The following is a 19,823-nucleotide window of genomic DNA, read 5'->3' on the forward strand; positions in this document are numbered from 1 at the left end:
CTTCAGATGTCCAGCACCAGCAGCGGGGTTTTCGCCCGCGAGCAGCAGGGGGTGAACTGGTCGTTGCGGGCCTGCTCATCCTCAGTGAGGTACAGGTCGCGATGCTCTGGCACGCCCTCCAGGACCCGGGTCAGGCAGGTGCCGCAGATACCTTGCTCGCAGGAAATCGCCACCTCGATGCCTTGATCCTGCAGCACCTGGACCACGCTGCGATCCGCCGGGACCTGCAACACCTGGCCGCTGCTGGCAATCTGGATGGCAAAGCTGCCGTCGGCGCGGTGGTCGCTGGGCGCGGCGCTGAAGTATTCGCGGTGTAGGCAGGCTTCCTGCCAGCCCTGTTCCCTGGCGCTGTCGAGAATGTGCTGCATGAAGCCGCCGGGACCGCAGACATAAAGGTGCTGGTCGGCCCGGGGGCCGGCCAGGACCTGGGCCGCATCGAGGGCGCTGGCGGGCTGCTCGTCGAAATGCAGGAATACCCGGTCGGCGAATGCCGAGTCGCGCAAGCGCTGGACAAAGGCCGCGCGCGGTGCGGAGCGAGCGCAATAGTGCAGCTCGAAATCCGCGCCGCTGTGGGCCAGGCGCTCGGCCATGCAGAGGATCGGCGTGATGCCGATCCCGCCGGCGAACAGCAGGCTGCGCCGGGCGCCCGGTTCCAGAGGGAACAGGTTGCGCGGCTCGCTGATACGCAACTGTTCACCTACCTCGATCTGTTCGTGGAGGCTGCGCGAGCCGCCCCGGGAGTGGGGATCCTTGAGCACCCCGATCAGGTAGCGATGACGCTCCTCGGGGTGGTTGAACAGCGAATATTGGCGCACCAGGCCGTTTGCCAGATGCACATCGATATGGGCGCCGGCGCTGAAGGCCGGCAAGGGGTGGCCGTCCACCGCTACCAGTTCGTAGCTGCAAATATCCTCGGCTTCGTTGTGGCGCGAAGCCACCAGCACGTTGATCATCGTCGGTCCTCGGAAGGTCGCCAGCGCAGTGTTCACTGCGCTCTATCGGCAAGGCTGGGGGCGGATTACTGAGCGCGGGCGATCAGCGTTTCCGGGGGTTGGCATTCCTCGGCGATCAAGCGCTCGAGGATGCGCCGTGATTGCACGCCGCCGGCGTCGATATTGAGCTTGAGCAGGTTGCGCTGGGGGTGGCGCAGCAGGTTCTGCTGCTGGCGTTCGAGCATCTCCAGGTCTTCGCTGAAGATCTTGCCCTGGCCTTCGCGAATGCTCGCGGTGAGGGCTGCATCCTGCGGATTGAAGTGGCGTGCCATGCCCCAGAAGTACCAGATCGAGGTGTCGCTCTCGGGGGTGATGAAGTCGACCACGATGCTCGAGGCCTTGACCTCAGGCGCCGCGTCGTAGCCGCCTTGGCCTGCATGGGCCACGCCGACTTCGATCATTACATGGCTGGGCGGGCTGAAGCGGCAGATCTGCCAGCGGTCCACCGGCACATCGTCGGCCAGGTGGTTGCCGCGCAGTGCCAGGCGCCAGAACGGCGGCGGCATGACGTTGTGCATGTGCCGGGCGGTGATCACCTGGTCGCCTTCGACGGTGGTGACTGGCGGTGCTTCGTCGATTTCCTTCTGGCCGATGCTGGACGCGTGGACGTAAGTCTCGTGAGTCAGGTCCATCAGGTTGTCGATCATCAGGCGGTAGTCGCACTGGATATGGAACAGCCCGCCGCCGTAGGCCCATTGCGGGTTGTCCGCCCATTCCAGGTGATGGATCAGTGCCGGGTCGGCCAGGGCCTGCTCGCCGGGCCAGACCCAGACGAAGCCATAGCGCTCGACCACGGCGAAGGTCTTGTTGCAGGGGAAACCGCGGACCCGTTGCCCGGGCATCTCCACGGTCTTGCCGTCGCTGCCCATCACCAGGCCGTGATAGCCGCATACCAGGTGGCCGTTCTCGAGGTAACCCAGGGACAGCGGGGCGCCACGGTGAGGACAGAAGTCCTCGACGGCGACTACCCGATCCTCGGGGCCGCGATAGAACACCATCGGTTCGCCACAGATCTGGCGACCAAGGGGCTTGCCCTGCAACTCATCGGGGGTGCAGGCAACGTACCAGGCATTCTTGGGGTACATGGACTCTCTCCAGGCAGATTTTGTTTTTATTTAATGGATCCATTAAATGATCTGCGTGATAGGGAGGTCAACAAATTCGCCAATAAATTGTGCGATTATCGGATTGTTCGTGTGTTGGCTTTGACAATGGATCCATTTGTCGATTGGAAAAGCGTATCCCGTGCGGCCTGGGGGAAGGACGATGCGCGGTTCTCGGAGGAAGGGCAGGTGGCGCGGGCAGGCGAATTGCCGTTGCCGTGGTAGCTCCGGCAGGTTGATGGCGTTGGCCTGGTTCGAAAGGTCTTGCTGAAGGCGCTAGTGGGCGTTCGGCTGGCCTGGCAGGGACTGGTCGCTCTCCTCCTCGGAACAGCGATCAGCAAGGCGTGCTGCCTGGCCGTAACCGGTCAGGCAGCCAGCGGTGTCAGGTGAACGCTTCAGCGTTGCTGCAGGCTGTTCTCGAGGCGCTGGATACCTTCCTCCAGCAAGGCCCGTGGGCAGCCGAAGTTCAGCCGCACGAACTGCTTGCAGTCATCGCCGAACTCCAGCCCGGGGCTGAGGCCGACCTTGGCCTGCTCAAGGAAGAACCCATAGGGGTCTTCCAGGCCCAGGCCGCTGCAGTCGAGCCAGGCCAGGCAGGTGGCTTGTGGCAGATGCATGCGCACGCCCGGCAGGCGGGTCTGCACGGCATGCAGCAGGTAGTCGCGGTTGTCCTGCAGATAGACCAGCAGGGCCTGCAGCCAGGGGCCGCCCAGGGCCAGGGCGGCCTGGGTCGCCTCCAGGCCCAGCGGGCTGACGCTGTCCACCATGCCGGCGCGGGCATTGTTGAAGGCCTGGCGTGTGGCCGGGTCCTGGATGATTGCAAAACAGGTTTTCATCCCGGCGATGTTGTAGGCCTTGCTGGCCGACATCAGGGTAATGGTGCGCCGGGCAATCTCCGGGCTCAGGGATGCGGTGGGAATGTGCCGACGCCCGTCGAAACACAGTTCGGCATGGATTTCGTCGGAGATGATCAGTGCACCCTGGTCCAGGCAGGCAGTGGCCAGCGCCAGCAGTTCTTCCTGGGGGAAGACCTTGCCCAGCGGGTTGTGCGGGTTGCTCAGGAGCATGGCGCCGGCGCCTTGCAGGGCCTGGCGCAGAGTGTCCATGGGGGTGACGTAGGTGCCCTGGTCGGTGAGCTGGAACGGCACTTCGACCTTGCGCAGCTGCCAGTTGTCCGCGGCCATGCGCAGCGGGCGGTAGTTGGGGGTTTGCACCACCACCGATTGCTGCGGCTGGACGAAGGCGTGCAGGGCCATGTTGAAGCCGGGCTCGACGCCGGGGAGGAAGATCAACTCATCGGGCTGCACACGCCAGGCGTACTTGTGCCAGAGGTCGGCGACCACCGCGTCGCGCAGTTCATCCCGGGCCACGCTGTAGCCCAGCAACGGGTGCTCCAGGCGTTGTTGCAAGGCCTGGATAATCTCTGGCGCGACGGCGAAGTCCATGTCTGCCACCCACATCGGCAGGACATCTTCGGGGTAACGGCTCCACTTGGTGCTGCCGGTGCCATGACGCGGGTGCAGGGTGTCGAAATCGAAGCTCATGAGTGGGTCTCGTCGAGTCGCATGGGAAAGGTTGCGCTGATTCTAGCGCTCCCTGGCGGAGGTGGTTAACGTCTTCATCCGGGTTTCGCGCGACACGACCTGGGAGGTAGAGGTTTCCAGCAATATGCTGCTCTCGGCGTTCCTGGGCCTGGGGATGATCTCGGGGTGTGTGGTCTTTTCGGCCTGAAGCACTCGCAACAGGGCCAGCCTGCTCATCGAGCAGGGATGAGCGTTTCCCGCAAAGCAGCTTTTCCCTTGCCTGTGCTTCACAAAAACCTCGTTTCGCAATGCCCCGGGTTATGGAAACAATGACCCCCTGCATACGCCTGCTCGACTGCCCCGAGCGCTCCAGCGATGCACTGCCGATCGATTTGTTCTTCCTACAAAAACAACAGGGAGCAAGCGATGAACCGCCATTCGAGCATGACCTCGCCCGGTAACGCCGGACAGGTTGCCAACACACCCAACGAACGGGGCCACAGAGCCCGCAACGATGACGATCCGACTACGCGGCCTGTGCTGCGCAAGTCCGCACATCGCTGACCAAGACTCGTAGCGCCTGGTGCTGTACCGCCCGTGGATACGGTCGCTTCCAGGCTCTTGCTGTGCCGGTTCGTGCGGGCGAGCCGACTTTCTTGAGGATGGGTTTCATGTCCAACACCTTGCGTTGCGGCGTTGCGTTGTCGTGGGTTCTGTTGTGCGCCGGGGCTTCGGCCCAGCCGCAGAATCTCACTGTCATTTCTTTTGGCGGAGCCACTAAGCAGGCTCAGGAAAAGGCCTACTTCCAACCGTTCAACCAGAGCGGGGCGGCCCGGGTGGTGGCCGGTGAATACAATGGCGAGCTGTCGAAGATCAAGGCCATGGTCGATGTCGGCAAGACCAGCTGGGACGTGGTCGAAGTGGAGAGCCCGGAGCTGTTGCGGGGCTGCGACGAGGGCCTGTTCGAACCCCTGGACCTGGCCCGTTTCGGTGATCCCGCGCAGTACGTGCCGGGCACCCTGAGCGAATGCGGCGTGGCCACGTATGTCTGGTCCATGGTCATGGCCTTTGCCCCGCAGAAACTGGCCAAGGCCCCGGAGTCATGGGCCGACTTCTGGAACCTCAAGGACTTCCCGGGCAAGCGCGGCTTGCGCAAGAGTGCCAAGTACACCCTGGAAATCGCCCTGTTGGCGGACGGTGTGCCGGCGGCGCAGTTGTATCAGGTGCTCAACACCCCGGAAGGCGTGACCCGGGCGTTTGCCAAGCTCGATCAGATCAAGCCCTACATCCAGTGGTGGGAGGCCGGTGCCCAGCCGCCGCAGTGGCTGGTAGCCGGGGATGTGGTGATGAGCGCAGCCTATAACGGGCGCATTGCCATGGCGCAGAAGGAGGGGATGCAACTGAGTATTCTCTGGCCCCAGAGTCTTTACGATCCGGAGTACTGGGCGGTGGTCAAGGGCTCGCCGAACAAGGCTTTGGCCGAGGACTTCATCCTGTTCGCCAGCCAGCCTCAGGCGCAGAAGGTGTTCTCGGAAAATATTCCCTACGGCCCGGTGCATCGTCAGGCACTGGGGCTGTTACCTGCGGCGGTGCAGCAGCAGTTGCCCACCTTCGACGCCAACCTGAAGGGCGCCCGGGCTGTGGACGCCGCGTTCTGGGTCGACCATGGCGAGGAACTGGAGCAGCGCTTCAACGCGTGGGCGGCGCGCTGACCATGGCCGGGGTTGCCGGCACGGGCTGAGCGTTCGGCAACCGGGCCCTCGGGCCCTGTTGCCCGTCCTGGTGGGCAGTCAGGGCAGTGGATAGCTGCCGGGAACCAGGAGTCGCTGGTCGATCTGGCTAACGTCGGTATGGCCACACAAGGCCAGGGTCAGGTCCATCTCCTTGGCAATGATCTGCAAGGCCTGGCGAACCCCCGCTTCACCCAGGGCGCCGAGTCCATACAGGTGTGCGCGTCCGATCATCGCGCCCTGGGCTCCCAGGGCCAGGGACTTGATGACGTCCTGGCCGCTGCGGATGCCGCTGTCGAGCCAGACTTCGATTTTGCCACCGACGGCATCGACGATCGCCGGCAGCATGCTGATGCTCGATGGCGCACCGTCGAGTTGGCGTCCGCCATGGTTACTGACAATCAGCGCGTCAGCGCCACTTTCCAGCGCCAGGCGGGCATCCTCGACATCCAGAATGCCCTTGAGGATCAACGTGCCGCCCCAGCGTTGCTTGATCCACTGGATGTCGTCCCAGCTCAGGCAAGGGTCGAACTGCTCATAGGTCCACTCAGCCAGTTGGCGCAGGTCGTGCACTCCTTTGACGTGGCCCATGATGTTGCCGAAATGGTGGCGTCGGGTGCCGAGCATGCCGCTGATCCAGCGCGGCTTGCTCAGCAGGTTCAGCAGGTTGGCCGGGGTCAGTCGCGGCGGTGTACTGAGGCCGTTCTTCAAGTCCTTGTGGCGTTGCCCGCTCAGTTGCAGGTCGAGGGTCAGCACCAGGGCGTCACAGCCTGCGGCCTTGGCCCGGTCGATCAGGCGGCCGACAAAATCCCGATCACGCATGACATAGAGCTGGAACCAGAAGGGTGCGCCAGTGGCTTGGGCAACATCCTCCAAGGAGCAGATGCTCACGGTGGACAAGGTATAGCGGATACCTGCCGCCGCCGCGGCACGGGCCGCGAGGATCTCGCCATCGGCGTGGACCATGCCCGCCAGGCCCGTGGGAGCGATGGCCAGGGGCATTGCCATGTCGATGCCCAGGCGGCGGACCTGCAACGAGCGGTTGTCGATGTTGCGGGCGACCCGCTGGCGCAGCTTGATCCGGGCGAAATCGGCCTGGTTGTCGTGGTAGGTGCTTTCGCTCCAGGAGCCGCCGTCGACATAGTCGTAGAACATTCGCGGTACTCGGCGTCGAGCCAGTTGGCGCAGATCTTCGATACAGGTGATGACGGGCATGGGCCGCTCCTGATTGATGGACTGCAGCAGATTAATCCTCAGGCAGCACCGCGTTGCGGAAAACAATTCCACGGGCGTGAGCGTTTTTTTCTCACGCGCAGCGCTGCTGGCGATAAGCCTGCCTACCGAGGGCGGCTAGCACGGGCAGGTGCTGTCAGGGCAAGGTGTGGGCATTGCCTTGAAGCACCGCGTCGCGACAGACCTGGTGCAGCCAGCGGGCCAGTTCCAGGGCGGCGGCTGAGGGGCTGGGCATATGCAGGGTGTAGTGAAAGGAGGGCATGCTGCGTACCTCACCCAGGGCCAGCAGTTGTCCGTGCGCCAGCCAGTTCCTGGCCAGGGAGGGCCTTGCGAGTATTACGCCCTGAGCGCTGGCGGCGGCCTCGAGCAGCATGCCCAGATCGAGCAGCGCCGGTCCCTGGTCGGGTTCCGGCATGGCCAGCCCGGCCGCTTGCAACCACGGCTGCCAGGGTTCCAGGGGCGAACGCAGCAAGGGCAGGCGGGCAAAATCCCGGGGCAACTGCAGTGGGGCGAAGCGGGCCAGCAAGGCGGGCGCGGCCATGGGCACCAGGCGTTCATCCAGCAGGCGTTGGGCGGGAGGGGCATCGGGGCTGTCGCCGCAGATCTCGAGGTCCCACTGGCCACTGCCGGTGCGGGCCATGGGCGCTGACAGTTGAATCTGCAAGTCGATTTCCGGGTGCGCCTGGCTGTGTTCGCACAGGCGCGGTATCAACACCTGCCGGGCAAAGGTCGGCGGGCTGCAAAGGGTCAGGCGTTGCTGGCGCTGGACGGTGCGGCGGTGCTGGGGGATCGCCACCAGTTGTTGCAGCAGCGGTGTCACTTGTTCCAGATAGGCCGCGCCATGGGCGGTGAGGAGCAGGCTGCCGCCCTGGCGCTCGAACAGGCTCAGCCCGAGCAACTGCTCCAGTCCGGTGATCCGTTTGCGCAGGGCGCTGCAGGTCAGTGACAGGGCTTGCGCCGCCTGCTCGAAACTCTTCAGGCGTGCCGCAGTGTCGAATGCCAGCAACGCATCCAGGGACGGCAGACGGTAGTCGTTGAAACCCTTCATGGGGCGCTCCTGTGCAGCGAACCCGGCCGCAACGGCGGCCAATGGCGGAATCTTACGGGCTGCTGCGGCTGTGGGCGAGCACCAGAGCCGTGGGAAAAAACTTCCCTCGGGGTACGCACTTTATTCCACTTCACCGCGCGTTCGGTTGGTTAGCATCGTTGTGCTGTTCAACGCTGATGAGCGCGGAGCAGCGATTGTCAGTCAAGCCTCTTCAGCCGGCCACCTGCCGCTGAACACAATAAAAAGGAAAACAGGCCATGTTCAAGTCCCTGGTTGGCACGCTGTTGCTGACAATGCTCTGCACTCAAGTCCGGGCCGAGGCGCTGACGGTGATCTCGGTTGGCGGCCTGAACAAACAGGCTCAGCAGCAAGCTTTCTACGACCCTTTTACCCAGCAGTACGGCGGCACCCTGCGAGCCGGTGAATACAACGGTGAAATGGGCAAGGTCAAGGCCATGGTCGACACCGGGAGTGTGACCTGGGACGTGGTTGAAGTGGATCATGCGGAGCTGCAGCGCGGTTGCGAGGGCGGACTCTTCGAGCGCTTGCCACGGATACCGGGCATTGAGCCGGAGGATTTCGTCGAAGACGCGGTAAGCCCTTGTGGTGTGGGTATCTTCATCTGGTCGACCGCCCTGGTCTACGATCCCAAGCGCTTGTCCCGGGCACCTGAGCAGTGGGCCGACCTGTGGAACCTGAAGGACTTTCCCGGCAAGCGCGCCTTGCGCAAGGGCGCCAAGCTGACCCTGGAGATTGCCTTGATGGCCGATGGCGTGCCTGCCGATCAGGTGTATGCGCAGCTGCGCGACCCTGCCGGGGTGGACCGGGCGTTTGCCAAGCTGGACCAGATCAAGGCGCAGATCCAGTGGTGGGAGGCCGGTGCTCAACCGTTGCAATGGCTGGCCTCCGGCGACGTCAGCATGACCTCGGTGTATACCGCCCGGGCAATCAGCGCGCACCTGGAGGGCTACGACTTTCCCCTGGTGTGGAAGGGCAGTCTCTACGACATGGACAGCTGGGCCATCGTCAAGGGCAGTCGCCAGCAAGCACGTGCCTTGCAGTTCATTGCCTTTGCCAGTCAGGCACAGCAGCAGAAGGATTTTGCCGAGATCATGCACAACGGCCCGACTCGCCTGCAAACCCTGGCCCTGATCTCGCCAGAGGTGCAGGGCAACTTTCCCACGGCGCCGGCCAACCTGGCCCAGGCATTGAAGGTGGACAGCGATTTCTGGCTCGATCACGGCGATGAATTGGAGGAGCGTTTCAACGCCTGGTCTGCACGCTGACGGCTCGGGTGAGCGCGGCCTGGCGAGCGCCGGGCTGTCGCCAGGATCAGTCGTCCGCTGGTGAGCGACTGTGGGTCAACCAGTCGATGAACAGCGCAAACAGCTCGGCCTGGGAGCTGATCTCCAGCTTGGTATAAAGGTTCTTGCGGTGCATGCGCACGGTTTCCGGAGAGATTTCCAGCACCTTGGCGGTGGACTTGACCGAGTGGCCACGCAGGATCAAGTGGGCGATTTCGCGCTCGCGGGCCGTCAGCAGCGGGGTGCCGAAGCTCATGAAGGCGGCTTCGATCTGCTGATTGAGGTTGGCTGGCGCCAGGACCAGCGGCGTGCCCTGGGTGGCTTGCCGGAACAACTGCTGCAAACCGTCGGCGGTGCCGAAGCGGCGGATCAGCTCGCGCACCAGTGGCTCCACGGCGCGCAGCAGTGCCAGCGGGTCGCAGGCGAAGCATTCGCCGCTCAGGCCCTGGAACATGCACAGGGAAATCTTGCTCTGCGGGTCGAGGTCGACAATGTAGTAACAGTCCTCGGCGCCACCGGTCTTGAGGTAGTAGGTCTTGTAGTACTCACTGCTGAAAAAGTCGTCGGGAGCGATTTCCGAGAGGTGATAGAAACCTTCGGCCAAACCGTTTTCCACTGCCAGGCAGAACGGATCGAGGAGGTAGCCGCGGGAGAAGTAGCGGTTGATGATCTCGTCGCGGTACTCGCCGACTATGCCTTGCTCAAACAGCAACTGCGGCGGCAAGCCTTTGCGTTCCAGGCTGATCATCATCGACTCGATGGGCGTCAGGGCTGTCAGCGCTGTCGCCAGGTGACGCAGGAAAATGCCGTCGTCCACGGTATTGAATGCCTTGGACAGACCGGTATGCCACGCCTGCAGGCTCTGGAGGGTGAGGGGGGCGACCAGGGGATTCGACGGTGGGTTCATGCCCGGCAGTTTAACTGCCGGGCGCAGGCCGGGTAAGACCCCGAAGCGATGTTTCCTGTGCCCCGGCCCAGGCTCATCTGCCCTGGTACTGGCCGTCACGACGCAACTCGGCGGCAGCCTCGAGGATGCATTCACGCAAGGTGTCGACTATCTCGTCGATCTGTTGGCGGGTGATGATCAACGGCGGCGACATGACGTTGAGGTGGCCGATGGGGCGCACCAGCAGTCCTTTGGCCTGTGCTCGCAAATGGATGCGTTCGGCAATGTTCAGGGCTTCCGGCAGCAGCGCCTTGCTCTGTTTGTCGGCGACGAACTCAACGCAGGCCATTAGCCGCTTGCAACGCACATTGCCTACCAGGGGCAGCTCGGCCAGGGTCTGTAGGCGTTGCTCCATATAGGTCCCTACGTCCTCGACATGGGCCAGCAGGTTTTCCCGCTCGATGATCTCGATGTTCTTCAGCGCCGCGACGCAACTCACCGGGTGCCCGCTGTAGGTGAAGCCGTGGGTGAAGCACCGGCCTTTGCCCGGTTCGCTGATGACCTGCCAGATACGCTCGGAGAAAATGCACGCACCCAGGGGCAGGTAGCCCGAGGTCAGGCCCTTGGCGGTGGTGATGATGTCCGGCTGCATGCCGAATACCTCTTGTGAGGCGAAGAAGGTCCCCAGGCGGCCGAATGAAGTCACGACTTCGTCGGCGACGTATAGCAGGTCGTAGCGCTGGCAGATTTCCCACATGCGCCGGTGATAACCCTCAGGAGGAATGATCACTCCGCCGGAGCCCATGATCGGTTCGGCGAAGAAGGCCGCGACCTTGTCGGCGCCGATGGTCAGGATCTTGTCCTCGAACTCGGCCACGAGGAATTCAAGGAACTCTGCCTCGCTCATGCCGGCTGGAGCCCGGTAGTAGTTAGGGCAGGAGATGTGGTGAAACAGGTCGCTCATGAAGTCGAATTCGGGCGCCCGGTCAGCAGCCTTGTTGCCGATGGACATGGTCAGGAACGTCGAGCCGTGGTACGCGTTGAACCGCGAGATCACGTGCTTCTTCTCATGCTTGCCGCGACTGTTCTGATAGAACTGCACCAGGCGGTAGGCGGTGTCCACTGCGGTGGAGCCGCCGGTGGTGAGGAACACATGATTCAGATCCCCCGGGGCCAGGCTCGCGAGCTTCTCACAGAGTTCGATGGCGCTGACGTTGGCCATGTCGCAGAACGGGTTGGAATAGGCCAGTTGCCGTACTTGATTGGCAATCGCCTCAGCCATTTCCTCGCGGCCCAGGCCGATATTGGTGCACCACATGCCACCGACTGCGTCGAGGTAACGATTGCCGGCGGTGTCATAGATGTAGGCGCCGTCACCGGCGGCAATGTTCAGCGAGCCCTGCTCACGGTGTTCGTCGAACATATGGAAGCCGTGCATGTAGTGCGCCTGGTCGGCGGCCACCAGTTTCGGGTCATCGAACTGTTGGAAAAACGATTTGGATTGGATAGCCATGGGCTTCACCTCGGGTCGAAGCATTGGGTGGAAAGTCTGTGGAATTCGCGGGTGCGGCTCACTTGCCGATCTTCACCATGTTCCAGGTACGGGTGATCAGCCGGGTGCTGGCGGGAGACTGGATCTTCTGGGTGAACAGCCGCTCGCGGGTCTGGGCATCGGGGTAGATCGCCGGGTTGTCCCGCACCTCGGCGGTCAGCAGCGGCGTGGACTTGAGGTTGGCGTTGGCGTAGCGGATGTAGTCGCTGACCTCGGCCATCACCTGGGGTTGCAACAGGTACTGGATAAAGGCATGGGCGCTGGCCACGTTCGGCGCATCGGCGGGGATATAGAAGTCGTCGAACCAGATCAGCGAGCCTTCCCGGGGAATGAAATAGTCGAGCTTCACCGGGGCCCCGGCCTCGTTGGCCCGGGCCTGAGCGGTGGCGTAGTCGCCGGACCAGGTGGCGCTGACGCACAGGTCGCCGTTGGCCAGGCCATTGAGGTAGCTGGTGGAGTCGAACTTGCGGATGTAGGGGCGCACCGCCATCAAGGTGTCCTGCGCTGCCTTCAAGTCCTCGGGCGCGGCGCTGTTGGGATTGCGCCCCAGGTAGGCCAGCACCAGCGGCAGAATGTCGGTGGGCGAATCCTGCAGCGTCACCCCGCAGTCGGCGAAGCGCGACACCACCTTGGGGTCGAAGAGCATGGCCAGAGAACCGATGGGTGCATCCGGCATGCGCTCGCGGACCTTGTCGACGTTATAGGTCACACCATTGCTGCCCCAGGTATAGGGCGCCGAGTACTGCACCCCCGGGTCGTAGCTTTCCAGGCTCTTGAGCACCTGCGGGTCGAGGTTCTGCCAACTGGGCAGCAACTGCTTGTTCAACGGCTGGAACACCCCAGCCTTGATCAAGGGCGGCACCAGCGCCGCATTGAGCACTACCAAGTCGTAGCCGGAGCGCCCGGGCAGCAGCTTGCCCTGGACGGTTTCGTAGGAATCGAAGGTGTCGTAGATCACCTTGATTCCGGTAGCCTTCTCGAAGCCGGCGAGGGTGTTCTCGCCGATGTAGTCCGACCAGTTGTACAGACGCAGAGTCTTGTCCGTGGGCTCCCCGGCCAGGGCCCATGCCGCCGTTGCCGCCAGAACCACGCCAAACATCGCAGGGAAAGTTGTACGCATACTTCAATTCCGCCTTGAACGTGATGGAAGGAGCCCGGGTCGAGCCGTTGTTGTTACTGTCCGCGAGCGCCCGGGCGTGTGCCATAACCCGAACGGGTAGGTGGGCTAGAAGGAGGAAGAAGGCGAGGGCGAGCTATCGCCCACGGTTTGTGTAATCATCCGGCCCGTTGCAGGCTTCGAGGCTCATGAATCGGTGGATTTGCTCAGTCCTGAAACCTGTAGAAACAGCCCGCTGGAAAAAAACTCGAATAGGAGTTGCCAGGAATGGAAAACGCGTCCATAATTGCGACCATTCCTCAGTGAGGAAACGGAAAAACTCTTTAGAAATCAAAGAGTTACGAGATTAAGTGGATCTCGTTAGCCGTCCCAGTTTGTATGTGTGCAGTGTTGTATTTCAGGCACTGGACACTTGGGGCCGAGTAGCAAAATGGTTATGCAGCGGATTGCAAATCCGCCTACGCCGGTTCGATTCCGACCTCGGCCTCCACTATTGAAAACCCCGTAGATTAACGTCTACGGGGTTTTTTATTGCCTTGGATTTGGGCAATTACTTCCGAAAATTTTTGGATCGCTTCCGCAATTAGCCTGTTTTTAGCGCTGAACTGAAGAGATTTTCCCTTCCCAGAGTGCGGGCTGGCGATGGTTCTCGGCTAAGATGTTTTCCCTTCGTTCCTACGGATCTTTCTGACTTGGCGATAAGGAATCGCGCTATGAAAGCACCAGTAGCTGCCGCAGTCGTACATCTCGACGGGAAAATTCTCATCACACGCAGAGCTCCAGGCCAGAAGCTAGCGGGCATGTGGGAGTTTCCGGGCGGTAAACTTGAGCACGGCGAAACACCGCAGGACTGCATCACCCGCGAACTACTTGAAGAGCTGGGTGTTGAGTCCGTCGCCGGCGAGATTCTCACTTCTTCGATTTACACCTATCCCGGCGGCACGATCGAACTGATCGCCGTCAGCGTCGTTTTGCAATCCATCCAATTCGTCCTGCAGGTACATGACCTGATCGAGTGGGTGCGACCTCACGAGTTACTGCAATACGACCTTGCTCCTGCTGATGTTCCAATTGCTGAAGAGATCATCCGAACATATGGTTAATTTTGTTCCTCCAGTCCCAGGCTCTAATCTCAATAACGACGATCTGACGCAGTTGTTTCAATGCAGTCCGCAAGGTGGGATGCGCCGCTCAAATCGTACTAACACCCTCGTCATCGTTTCGAACCATGTGGCGTCCATTTATGACGATCGTTGGGTTAATGATGTGCTGCACTACACCGGCATGGGGCAGCAGGGTGATCAATCTCTGGAGTTTAACCAAAACAGAACGCTGAACGAGTCCCGCGCCAACGGCGTATCTGTGCATCTGTTCGAAGTATTCACTGCTAAAACCTATACCTATATCGGTGAGGTGGCGCTGGCTGATGAGCCGTATCAGGAGAGGCAGCCTGACGTTGAGGGGCAAGAGCGCTTTGTGTGGGTATTCCCGCTACGCCTCAAGTCAGGTGCTCTGCCGGCCATACCAGATTCCACGCTGCAACAGCTAAACCAGGTGAAGGAGAAGCAAGCGCGTAAATTGAGTGATGCTGAGGTGGAGGCGCTTGCTCGGCGCCAGGGGCGGGTCAGTGTTGGGAAACGTAGTGCCAAAGTTACCCAACATCAACGTTCAGCTTGGGTGGCGGAGCATGCTAAGCGCAGGTCCAGGGGGCGATGTGACTTGTGCCAAGAGGTTGCACCGTTCAAAAAGAAGGACGGGTCCCCTTTTCTGGAGACGCACCACATCGTGTGGCTTGTAAAAGGCGGGGCCGATACGGTGGAGAACACTGCTGCGCTTTGCCCTAACTGCCACCGCAGAATGCATGTGCTGGATGATGATGCAGATAGGCAACTATTGACCGCACGTTTGAACGGTCTTTAATTCGGGAGTTGTGTATGGAAGAAGAAATTAGTTTTGAGTACGAAGGTACGACGTATACCAGCCACTACATTGTTCATGGAGACGACTTGGTCGTTTATCTTCCTGATGGCAGCCAGCGGACAACTACTCTTCGTGGTCTTGATCCTCAAATGGCTGCACTGACCCACTTGCGTGGTTTTGTACTGCGTTTGAATTAGCCTCAATTGGATACTATGTGATTACCCTTGTTGCTATGTAATGTCTTGGGTCTCTGGTCAGAGCAGCGATTCAGATCGCGTTGGGTCACCTCTTGCCCAGCGTAGGAGGGGGGCGAACATCTTAACTAAGATATGTGGCAAACCCATATCAGAAGGGCGATAGATAGTACGGGGATGGAAAGTGATATGGGGAGTAAGAAAAGCCGAAGCTGAGGCGAAATAGATAAGATTCTTAAGCAGGCAGCGAGGTGCTTTAACATTGGCCGGTACCCAATATTCAGAATTGAAGTTGAGTTCCCGGCGGATTCAAAGTTATCAGGCGATCAGCCTGAGGTAGATGAAGATCTGCCCTTACGCACCCTTATAAGGTTTGTCGGGCTTACGCCTTGGAAGGGTATTGATGTTAATCCCAGGCTCTTGGCTACGCAACTGGCGATAAAACTGAGCCTCATGTGTCGAGACTCATGCACTCCAGAGCAAAGGCTCTCATGGAGTGCATGGGGCAAAAATGGGGCAATCCATACGCCAAACAATGCCAAGCGACGATCTATCAAGCTTTGTCAAAAAAAGCCCTATAGCCCTTGTTCCTCGGAGCTATAGGGCTTTTTTGCGTTAATACCCGAGCACAATCGGCGTGTGCAGTGCTAGCGTCTATACGGAACTACATCACAGTCAGGTGTAGAAAGCCGAAGAGGCCAAAGCGAAAAACTCTTGGCCCAACGCCTGAAAGCGAAATGTCTACGTGTGTGATTAAAAAAGGCGACGCCTTAGGAGAAAATTAGGGCGGAAATGGGGCTGCAATAGGCAACGTCAAGCCTAGCTTGGCCAGCCCGGCGCCTCTAGATCGCCGATCTTGAGCGTAATAAGGTGGGGCAAGGGGTGTTTATGCTTACTGAAACAGAAGTTGAGAGTTTCGAAAACGTATTTCAGCAGTTTATCAAGTTGTTTCCTGAGCGACCATGGGCGAAGCGTGTGGATGCATGGCCTAAGGCGAGCGCTAAGAATCCTTTTCGAGCAGCGTTGATCAGAAAAGCTCAGCCCGTAGTTTTTGGTATAGCTGCTTGGGAAGAACGGTTTAAAACGGAAAATCAAGAAAATCCAAGTGACGAAATGTTGATTGGTATGTCTTTTGTTGCGCAGCTCGTAGAGCTGAATAAGGGAGGGGGTGGGCGAAATTTTTTATCCAGGGTTCGAGGTGCTTTAAATAAGTCCCATGATATGCGGGCCTTGTTGTTCGAGTTGCAGGTTGCAGTTCATCTATTTAGGCAAGGTTGCGCCATAAACTGGACGAATGAAAGTTCAGGGTCGAAGGTTTATGATATGTTGGTGGCACCAAGCTCTATGGCCGAGCTTGAAATAGAATGCAAATCTTTTTCGGTCGATAAGGGGGAGGAAAATACGGTCGAGGAAAGGCTTGCAGTACTGGATAAGGTTGTTCCTGTTCTTAAGGAAGTAATGCCACTTTGTAGTGGTCTAATGAAACCGGACACCCATTTAGGCGAGAATGCTCGCCAGATAGAGGTGTCTGATGACCAAGCAACGTCGTTCCTTTTCCGCTGAATTCAAACGAGAGGCCGCAGGCCTCGTACTTGATCAAGGCTATAGCTACATCGAAGCCTGTCGTTCACTTGGAGTTGTCGAGTCTGCGCTGCGTCGCTGGGTTAACCAGCTTCAGCAAGAGCGCAATGGAGTGACTCCGCAAAGCAAAGCGTTGACACCCGAGCAGCAAAAAATCCAGGAACTGGAAGCCCGGATCAATCGGCTGGAACGGGAAAAATCGATCCTAAAAAAGGCCACCGCGCTCTTGATGGCCGAGGAACACGAGCGTTCGCGTTAATTGATCAGCTTCGCTCTGAAGAACCTGTTGATCTGTTGTGCTCGGTATTTGAAGTCACCCGATCTTGCTATTACGCACACTGCCGCAAGCGTCGATCTCCGAACGTTGAGCGGCTGATCTTGCGCAGCCGTGTGAACGAGCTGTTCACCCAAAGCCGCAGCGCGGCGGGCAGCCGAAGCATCATGTGCATGATGCGAGAGAACGGCATAAAAATTGGGCGATTCAAGGTACGCAAGCTGATGAGCGAGATGAAACTGGTCAGCAAGCAGCCCGGCTCACATGCCTATAAAAAGGCGACAGTGGAGCGGCCAGATATCCCGAACGTGCTGGATCGGGAGTTCGCTATAGAGAAGCCGAATAAGGTCTGGTGCGGTGACATCACCTATATCTGGGCTCAAGGCCGCTGGCACTATGTGGCGGCTGTGATTGATCTTTTCGCCCGCCGCGTAGTGGGCTGGGCATTTTCATCGAAGCCCGATGCCGACCTGGTGATCAAGGCTTTGGATATGGCGTATGAACAGCGTGGCCACCCCCAGAATGTACTGTTTCACAGCGACCAAGGAAGCCAATACGGCAGCCGAAGCTTTCGCCAACGACTGTGGCGTTATCGCTTCACACAAAGCATGAGCCGGCGTGGAAACTGCTACGACAACGCACCGATGGAACGGTTGTTTCGCAGTCTGAAAACGGAATGGATACCGAGCGTGGGCTACATGAGCGCATCGCTGGCACAGCAGGATATCGGTCGTTTTTTGATGCAGAGGTACAACTGGCAACGGCCACATCAATTCAACAGCGGGCTTGCGCCCGCCGTGGCCGAGGAAAAACTTAACGCAGTGTCCGGGATTAGTTGACCACTACACTTCACGCTGGATGCATTTGTGTTCTGCAGATCGAGTTTAAGGGGAAGATATCTAGGAGTGAGACTTTTTTAAATGATGCTGCGCGACAGATTATCAGTGCTGTTGGGGCTGGGGACTCCTTTGTAGGGGAGCTCTGCAACCTTAGATTCGATGTGTACGATGTTAGTGATGTCTCCTCGAATCAGTCGCTTTCAGCGGATGAAATAGGAAGGTTCCTAGAGCGCGTTAGTGGTAAGTCTAGCTGCGTTGTAATGAAGCAGACTGAGGGGGCGGGTTGGATGGCGTTCAGCGCAGTAAATGCGCGGGCTACTAGGCTGAAAAGAGCTATTCTAAAAGACGCAAAGTACGCAATACGAGAGCAGATGTCAGGGGGGCGCCCTGGTTGCTTGGCTATCCAGCTTGATGGGCTGCTAGGTAGCGAGATGGATGAGGTTTTTTATAATAAAAATAGTATGCTTCGCGACTTGGCTGTTGAATTATTTGATAACGTCAATCATCGCCATTTGACCATTATACTTTTTGCTAGCCGTCCATCGTTGAATGTAGTTGGAGAATATTCTCTGGCTGAGCAAGGCAAGGTAGCGGTTTACGAAAATCAGAGCGGTACGTATGTTGATTCAGGCTATGGTAATTTATTTGTGAGTGGTGTGGAGTGAATTGATCCGCATACTGCATTGTTTGAAGTGTGCACTAAGTGTTGTGGGAGGGGGTAGAAGTCTGTAGATGGTGGTGATCACAGGGTACTGATCTGCTAAAGACGTCAGCAAAATCAGTTCTGCAATTAAATTCATAACTCGCGTAGGTCGTGGGCTACAGCTTTTCTATGCTGTGCCACTTGCGGAACGGATTTGTCACTAACTAACTGAAGTTCATGAAATTTTATCTGGATTGAAAATCCGCATACGCCGGTTCGATTCCAACCTCGGCCTCCACTATTGAAAACCCCGTAGATTAACGTCTACGAGTTTTTTATTGCCTGCGTGAAAGTACCGGCGTACCAAAACTTTAAGGCTCGCGTAGCAAAACTTTCCTATTTCGTCGGGTTCGCGATGGCGCCGACGCGAACATAAATCTTCTTCGTAATCTCCTGTTTTGAGTGTCCGAGAAGCCGGCTTGCATCGTCCAAATCGAGAATTTCAGATGCTGCCTTCGGTCGGATATCCCGGAACTGAAAACCTGCAATTTTCTGGGCCAAGCCCTGGTCGCCATCGCTCGATGGCCTCCGCCACGGCTTTTGACCTGGCGTCGTCCCATCTCTGGCACAGCATGCGCTCGGAGACCTTCTTTCCTGACTTGTTCACGATCAAATAGCCAGAGTTGATTTTTTTCGGTCTGGCAACGATTCTCTCGATGAGCAGGCTCAGGCTGTTTTTCTGAGCATCGACCTCCATAAGGATCCGGATCTTTTTGGACGTCTTGCCTTGGCCAACGCGCAGATACACTCCCTCCACATCATCAACGCGGATTAGCCGGACATCGGCTGGGCGCTGGTCCGTCAGGTAGGCAAGGTCCATCGCCTCCTGCAATTCGATCTCCCCTTTCTGGTAGACAGCCTTCCACACCACGTCGTTTGCGGAATAGTCGTGCGGCGTTTCCTTGTTCTTGCGAACGCCCTGGCAGGGGTTCTCTCTGTCGGTCAAACCCCCGTGAGTGTCTTCCTCCCACCATCGCCGGCAGGCTCCGATTGTTGAGTGGGGCGTTTCAGATGGTGCTGATCGCCGCCGGTGTTGCGCCGTGGCACTGTTTCTGCGTTCGCCCGGTCTACGTCCTTGCCATCAGGGAAGAAGGTGACTGCTCCCCGGGCCGGGCGGACTCTTCACTTCTTGTAGCCGTCGCTGATGCAGTCGGCGATCCATTCCAGGCGCTCAGCCATTCCCCACATGTCGTTGTTGTCGCGGCGAGATACCAGCAGTAGGTCGCTGGCCAAGCACCTGGTGTATGCAGTGGAGATGAGAGGAAAGTATCGTATCCTTGGGCAAGCAGCAGCTGCGACTTGGTTGTTATAGCTCCGTCACTCAATATTAAGGATTGATCTTGTGCCGAACTCAGTGATTATCAAGAGAAAGGTATTGTTCGGCGACTGTGATCCGGAGGGGGTTGTTTATACACCTAGGTTTTCATACTTTGTTGTTGAGGCCGTTCATGATGCGCTTACAGTTTGGTTGTCCGGTCCCGGATTAAGAACCCTGTTAGGTTTTAATTTACTGCCTCCAGCAAGGGCCTTCACGCTAGAGTTTCTTCATCCGGTTACTTGGGATGACGAACTTTCTATTAAGGTAAGTGTTTCCAGTGTCGGGCTTCACTCGTTCACATTTCTAGTCGAGGGCAATCTAACGCCAGATGTTATGGCATTTACTTCTAGCCTTACACACGTTTGCATCTCACCGGTTACCAGAGAAGTTATTGAGGTTCCTTTGCAACTGAGGGCGCTACTCCAGTCTTGAGCGTTGTAGTTGCTTGGACGAGACAGAGTGGGCCTGGCGTTCTACCACCAGCAAGGATCGCCACTGACTGAGGT

18 protein-coding genes and 1 tRNA gene are annotated in these 19,823 nt (G+C 58.8%); 10 read left to right on the forward strand and 9 right to left on the reverse strand.

The features are described 5' to 3' along the window. Nucleotides 1–2: 2 nt before the first annotated feature. The 3 genes from GV818_RS13660 to GV818_RS13670 form a co-directional block, all read right to left on the reverse strand. Nucleotides 3–953, reverse strand: a complete 951-nt coding sequence (locus GV818_RS13660) for a PDR/VanB family oxidoreductase (protein WP_161776792.1) — start codon at nt 951–953, stop codon at nt 3–5. Between the two features lie 65 nt (nt 954–1,018). Continuing rightward, on the reverse strand, nt 1,019–2,077 hold the full coding sequence (locus GV818_RS13665) for an aromatic ring-hydroxylating oxygenase subunit alpha (RefSeq protein WP_161776793.1): 1,059 nt from the start codon (nt 2,075–2,077) through the stop codon (nt 1,019–1,021). A 413-nt stretch (nt 2,078–2,490) separates the two neighbouring features. Next, nucleotides 2,491–3,639, reverse strand: coding sequence for a MalY/PatB family protein (locus GV818_RS13670; RefSeq protein ID WP_161757240.1), 1,149 nt, complete (start codon nt 3,637–3,639; stop codon nt 2,491–2,493). Nucleotides 3,640–4,289: 650 nt separating this feature from the next. Between GV818_RS13670 and GV818_RS13675 the strand changes: the two genes are divergently transcribed. Then, nucleotides 4,290–5,330: an ABC transporter substrate-binding protein gene (locus GV818_RS13675; RefSeq protein WP_161757239.1), complete on the forward strand. Its 1,041-nt coding sequence runs from the start codon at nt 4,290–4,292 to the stop codon at nt 5,328–5,330. Nucleotides 5,331–5,408: 78 nt separating this feature from the next. On the opposite strand, the gene GV818_RS13680 is transcribed toward GV818_RS13675, so the two are convergent. Both GV818_RS13680 and GV818_RS13685 read right to left on the reverse strand, forming a co-directional pair. Then, the gene (locus GV818_RS13680; RefSeq protein WP_161757238.1) at nt 5,409–6,563 is read right to left on the reverse strand and encodes an alpha-hydroxy acid oxidase; all 1,155 of its coding nucleotides are present in this window, start codon (nt 6,561–6,563) and stop codon (nt 5,409–5,411) included. 154 nt (nt 6,564–6,717) lie between these two features. Further along, nucleotides 6,718–7,629 (reverse strand): LysR substrate-binding domain-containing protein, encoded by a 912-nt coding sequence (locus GV818_RS13685; RefSeq protein ID WP_161757237.1) that lies wholly within the window; start codon nt 7,627–7,629, stop codon nt 6,718–6,720. Nucleotides 7,630–7,886: 257 nt separating this feature from the next. Here GV818_RS13685 and GV818_RS13690 point away from each other — a divergent pair, with 257 nt between their 5' ends. Beyond that, the gene (locus tag GV818_RS13690; protein ID WP_161757236.1) at nt 7,887–8,915 is read left to right on the forward strand and encodes an ABC transporter substrate-binding protein; all 1,029 of its coding nucleotides are present in this window, start codon (nt 7,887–7,889) and stop codon (nt 8,913–8,915) included. Nucleotides 8,916–8,961: 46 nt separating this feature from the next. On the opposite strand, the gene GV818_RS13695 is transcribed toward GV818_RS13690, so the two are convergent. The 3 genes from GV818_RS13695 to GV818_RS13705 all read right to left on the reverse strand — a co-directional run bounded on the left by GV818_RS13695 (nt 8,962) and on the right by GV818_RS13705 (nt 12,491). Then, complete coding sequence (locus tag GV818_RS13695; protein ID WP_161757235.1) at nt 8,962–9,840, reverse strand: response regulator transcription factor; 879 nt, start codon at nt 9,838–9,840, stop codon at nt 8,962–8,964. Nucleotides 9,841–9,913: 73 nt separating this feature from the next. Then, nucleotides 9,914–11,332: an aminotransferase gene (locus tag GV818_RS13700; RefSeq protein ID WP_161776794.1), complete on the reverse strand. Its 1,419-nt coding sequence runs from the start codon at nt 11,330–11,332 to the stop codon at nt 9,914–9,916. A gap of 58 nt (nt 11,333–11,390) precedes the next feature. Next, nucleotides 11,391–12,491, reverse strand: coding sequence for a polyamine ABC transporter substrate-binding protein (locus tag GV818_RS13705; RefSeq protein ID WP_161776795.1), 1,101 nt, complete (start codon nt 12,489–12,491; stop codon nt 11,391–11,393). Between the two features lie 413 nt (nt 12,492–12,904). On the opposite strand from GV818_RS13705, the gene GV818_RS13710 reads away from it, so the two are divergent. The 7 genes from GV818_RS13710 to GV818_RS13740 all read left to right on the forward strand — a co-directional run bounded on the left by GV818_RS13710 (nt 12,905) and on the right by GV818_RS13740 (nt 17,961). Continuing rightward, nucleotides 12,905–12,978: transfer RNA gene (locus GV818_RS13710), tRNA-Cys, on the forward strand. Between the two features lie 223 nt (nt 12,979–13,201). Then, entirely contained in the window at nt 13,202–13,591 is a 390-nt protein-coding gene (locus GV818_RS13715; protein WP_161757232.1) for a (deoxy)nucleoside triphosphate pyrophosphohydrolase, read from the forward strand. Next, complete coding sequence (locus GV818_RS13720) at nt 13,539–14,408, forward strand: HNH endonuclease (protein WP_256667523.1); 870 nt, start codon at nt 13,539–13,541, stop codon at nt 14,406–14,408. Before GV818_RS13715 ends, GV818_RS13720 begins: the two co-directional genes overlap by 53 nt. Nucleotides 14,409–14,422: 14 nt before the next feature. Next, nucleotides 14,423–14,605 (forward strand): hypothetical protein, encoded by a 183-nt coding sequence (locus GV818_RS13725; RefSeq protein ID WP_161757231.1) that lies wholly within the window; start codon nt 14,423–14,425, stop codon nt 14,603–14,605. Nucleotides 14,606–15,490: 885 nt separating this feature from the next. Further along, nucleotides 15,491–16,165: a hypothetical protein gene (locus tag GV818_RS13730; protein ID WP_161776796.1), complete on the forward strand. Its 675-nt coding sequence runs from the start codon at nt 15,491–15,493 to the stop codon at nt 16,163–16,165. Then, nucleotides 16,134–17,296, forward strand: a protein-coding gene (locus GV818_RS13735; protein WP_161776797.1) for an IS3 family transposase whose coding sequence is annotated in 2 segments (ribosomal slippage) — nt 16,134–16,389 and nt 16,389–17,296 — 1,164 coding nt in all. Because the reading frame shifts where the segments join, the coding sequence is not laid out codon by codon here. Before GV818_RS13730 ends, GV818_RS13735 begins: the two co-directional genes overlap by 32 nt. Nucleotides 17,297–17,556: 260 nt before the next feature. Further along, on the forward strand, nt 17,557–17,961 hold the full coding sequence (locus GV818_RS13740) for a hypothetical protein (RefSeq protein ID WP_161776798.1): 405 nt from the start codon (nt 17,557–17,559) through the stop codon (nt 17,959–17,961). A gap of 480 nt (nt 17,962–18,441) precedes the next feature. On the opposite strand, the gene GV818_RS13745 is transcribed toward GV818_RS13740, so the two are convergent. Then, entirely contained in the window at nt 18,442–18,945 is a 504-nt protein-coding gene (locus GV818_RS13745; RefSeq protein WP_178124897.1) for a tyrosine-type recombinase/integrase, read from the reverse strand. A 396-nt stretch (nt 18,946–19,341) separates the two neighbouring features. On the opposite strand from GV818_RS13745, the gene GV818_RS13750 reads away from it, so the two are divergent. After that, entirely contained in the window at nt 19,342–19,749 is a 408-nt protein-coding gene (locus GV818_RS13750) for an acyl-CoA thioesterase (RefSeq protein ID WP_161757228.1), read from the forward strand. Nucleotides 19,750–19,823 lie beyond the last annotated feature (74 nt).

The sequence above is a fragment of the Pseudomonas sp. Fl4BN1 genome (assembly GCF_009908285.1).
Taxonomy (GTDB): domain Bacteria; phylum Pseudomonadota; class Gammaproteobacteria; order Pseudomonadales; family Pseudomonadaceae; genus Aquipseudomonas.

Bases quoted from the DNA above. Each gene is read 5' to 3' on its own strand.
- GV818_RS13700 (WP_161776794.1), bottom strand. From the start codon at position 11,332: ATGGCTATCCAATCCAAATCGTTTTTCCAACAGTTCGATGACCCGAAA.
- GV818_RS13705 (WP_161776795.1), bottom strand. From the start codon at position 12,491: ATGCGTACAACTTTCCCTGCGATGTTTGGCGTGGTTCTGGCGGCAACG.
- GV818_RS13660 (WP_161776792.1), bottom strand. From the start codon at position 953: ATGATCAACGTGCTGGTGGCTTCGCGCCACAACGAAGCCGAGGATATT.
- GV818_RS13675 (WP_161757239.1), top strand. From the start codon at position 4,290: ATGTCCAACACCTTGCGTTGCGGCGTTGCGTTGTCGTGGGTTCTGTTG.
- GV818_RS13680 (WP_161757238.1), bottom strand. From the start codon at position 6,563: ATGCCCGTCATCACCTGTATCGAAGATCTGCGCCAACTGGCTCGACGC.
- GV818_RS13695 (WP_161757235.1), bottom strand. From the start codon at position 9,840: ATGAACCCACCGTCGAATCCCCTGGTCGCCCCCCTCACCCTCCAGAGC.
- GV818_RS13665 (WP_161776793.1), bottom strand. From the start codon at position 2,077: ATGTACCCCAAGAATGCCTGGTACGTTGCCTGCACCCCCGATGAGTTG.
- GV818_RS13685 (WP_161757237.1), bottom strand. From the start codon at position 7,629: ATGAAGGGTTTCAACGACTACCGTCTGCCGTCCCTGGATGCGTTGCTG.
- GV818_RS13730 (WP_161776796.1), top strand. From the start codon at position 15,491: ATGCTTACTGAAACAGAAGTTGAGAGTTTCGAAAACGTATTTCAGCAG.
- GV818_RS13690 (WP_161757236.1), top strand. From the start codon at position 7,887: ATGTTCAAGTCCCTGGTTGGCACGCTGTTGCTGACAATGCTCTGCACT.
- GV818_RS13725 (WP_161757231.1), top strand. From the start codon at position 14,423: ATGGAAGAAGAAATTAGTTTTGAGTACGAAGGTACGACGTATACCAGC.
- GV818_RS13740 (WP_161776798.1), top strand. From the start codon at position 17,557: ATGAAGCAGACTGAGGGGGCGGGTTGGATGGCGTTCAGCGCAGTAAAT.
- GV818_RS13715 (WP_161757232.1), top strand. From the start codon at position 13,202: ATGAAAGCACCAGTAGCTGCCGCAGTCGTACATCTCGACGGGAAAATT.
- GV818_RS13670 (WP_161757240.1), bottom strand. From the start codon at position 3,639: ATGAGCTTCGATTTCGACACCCTGCACCCGCGTCATGGCACCGGCAGC.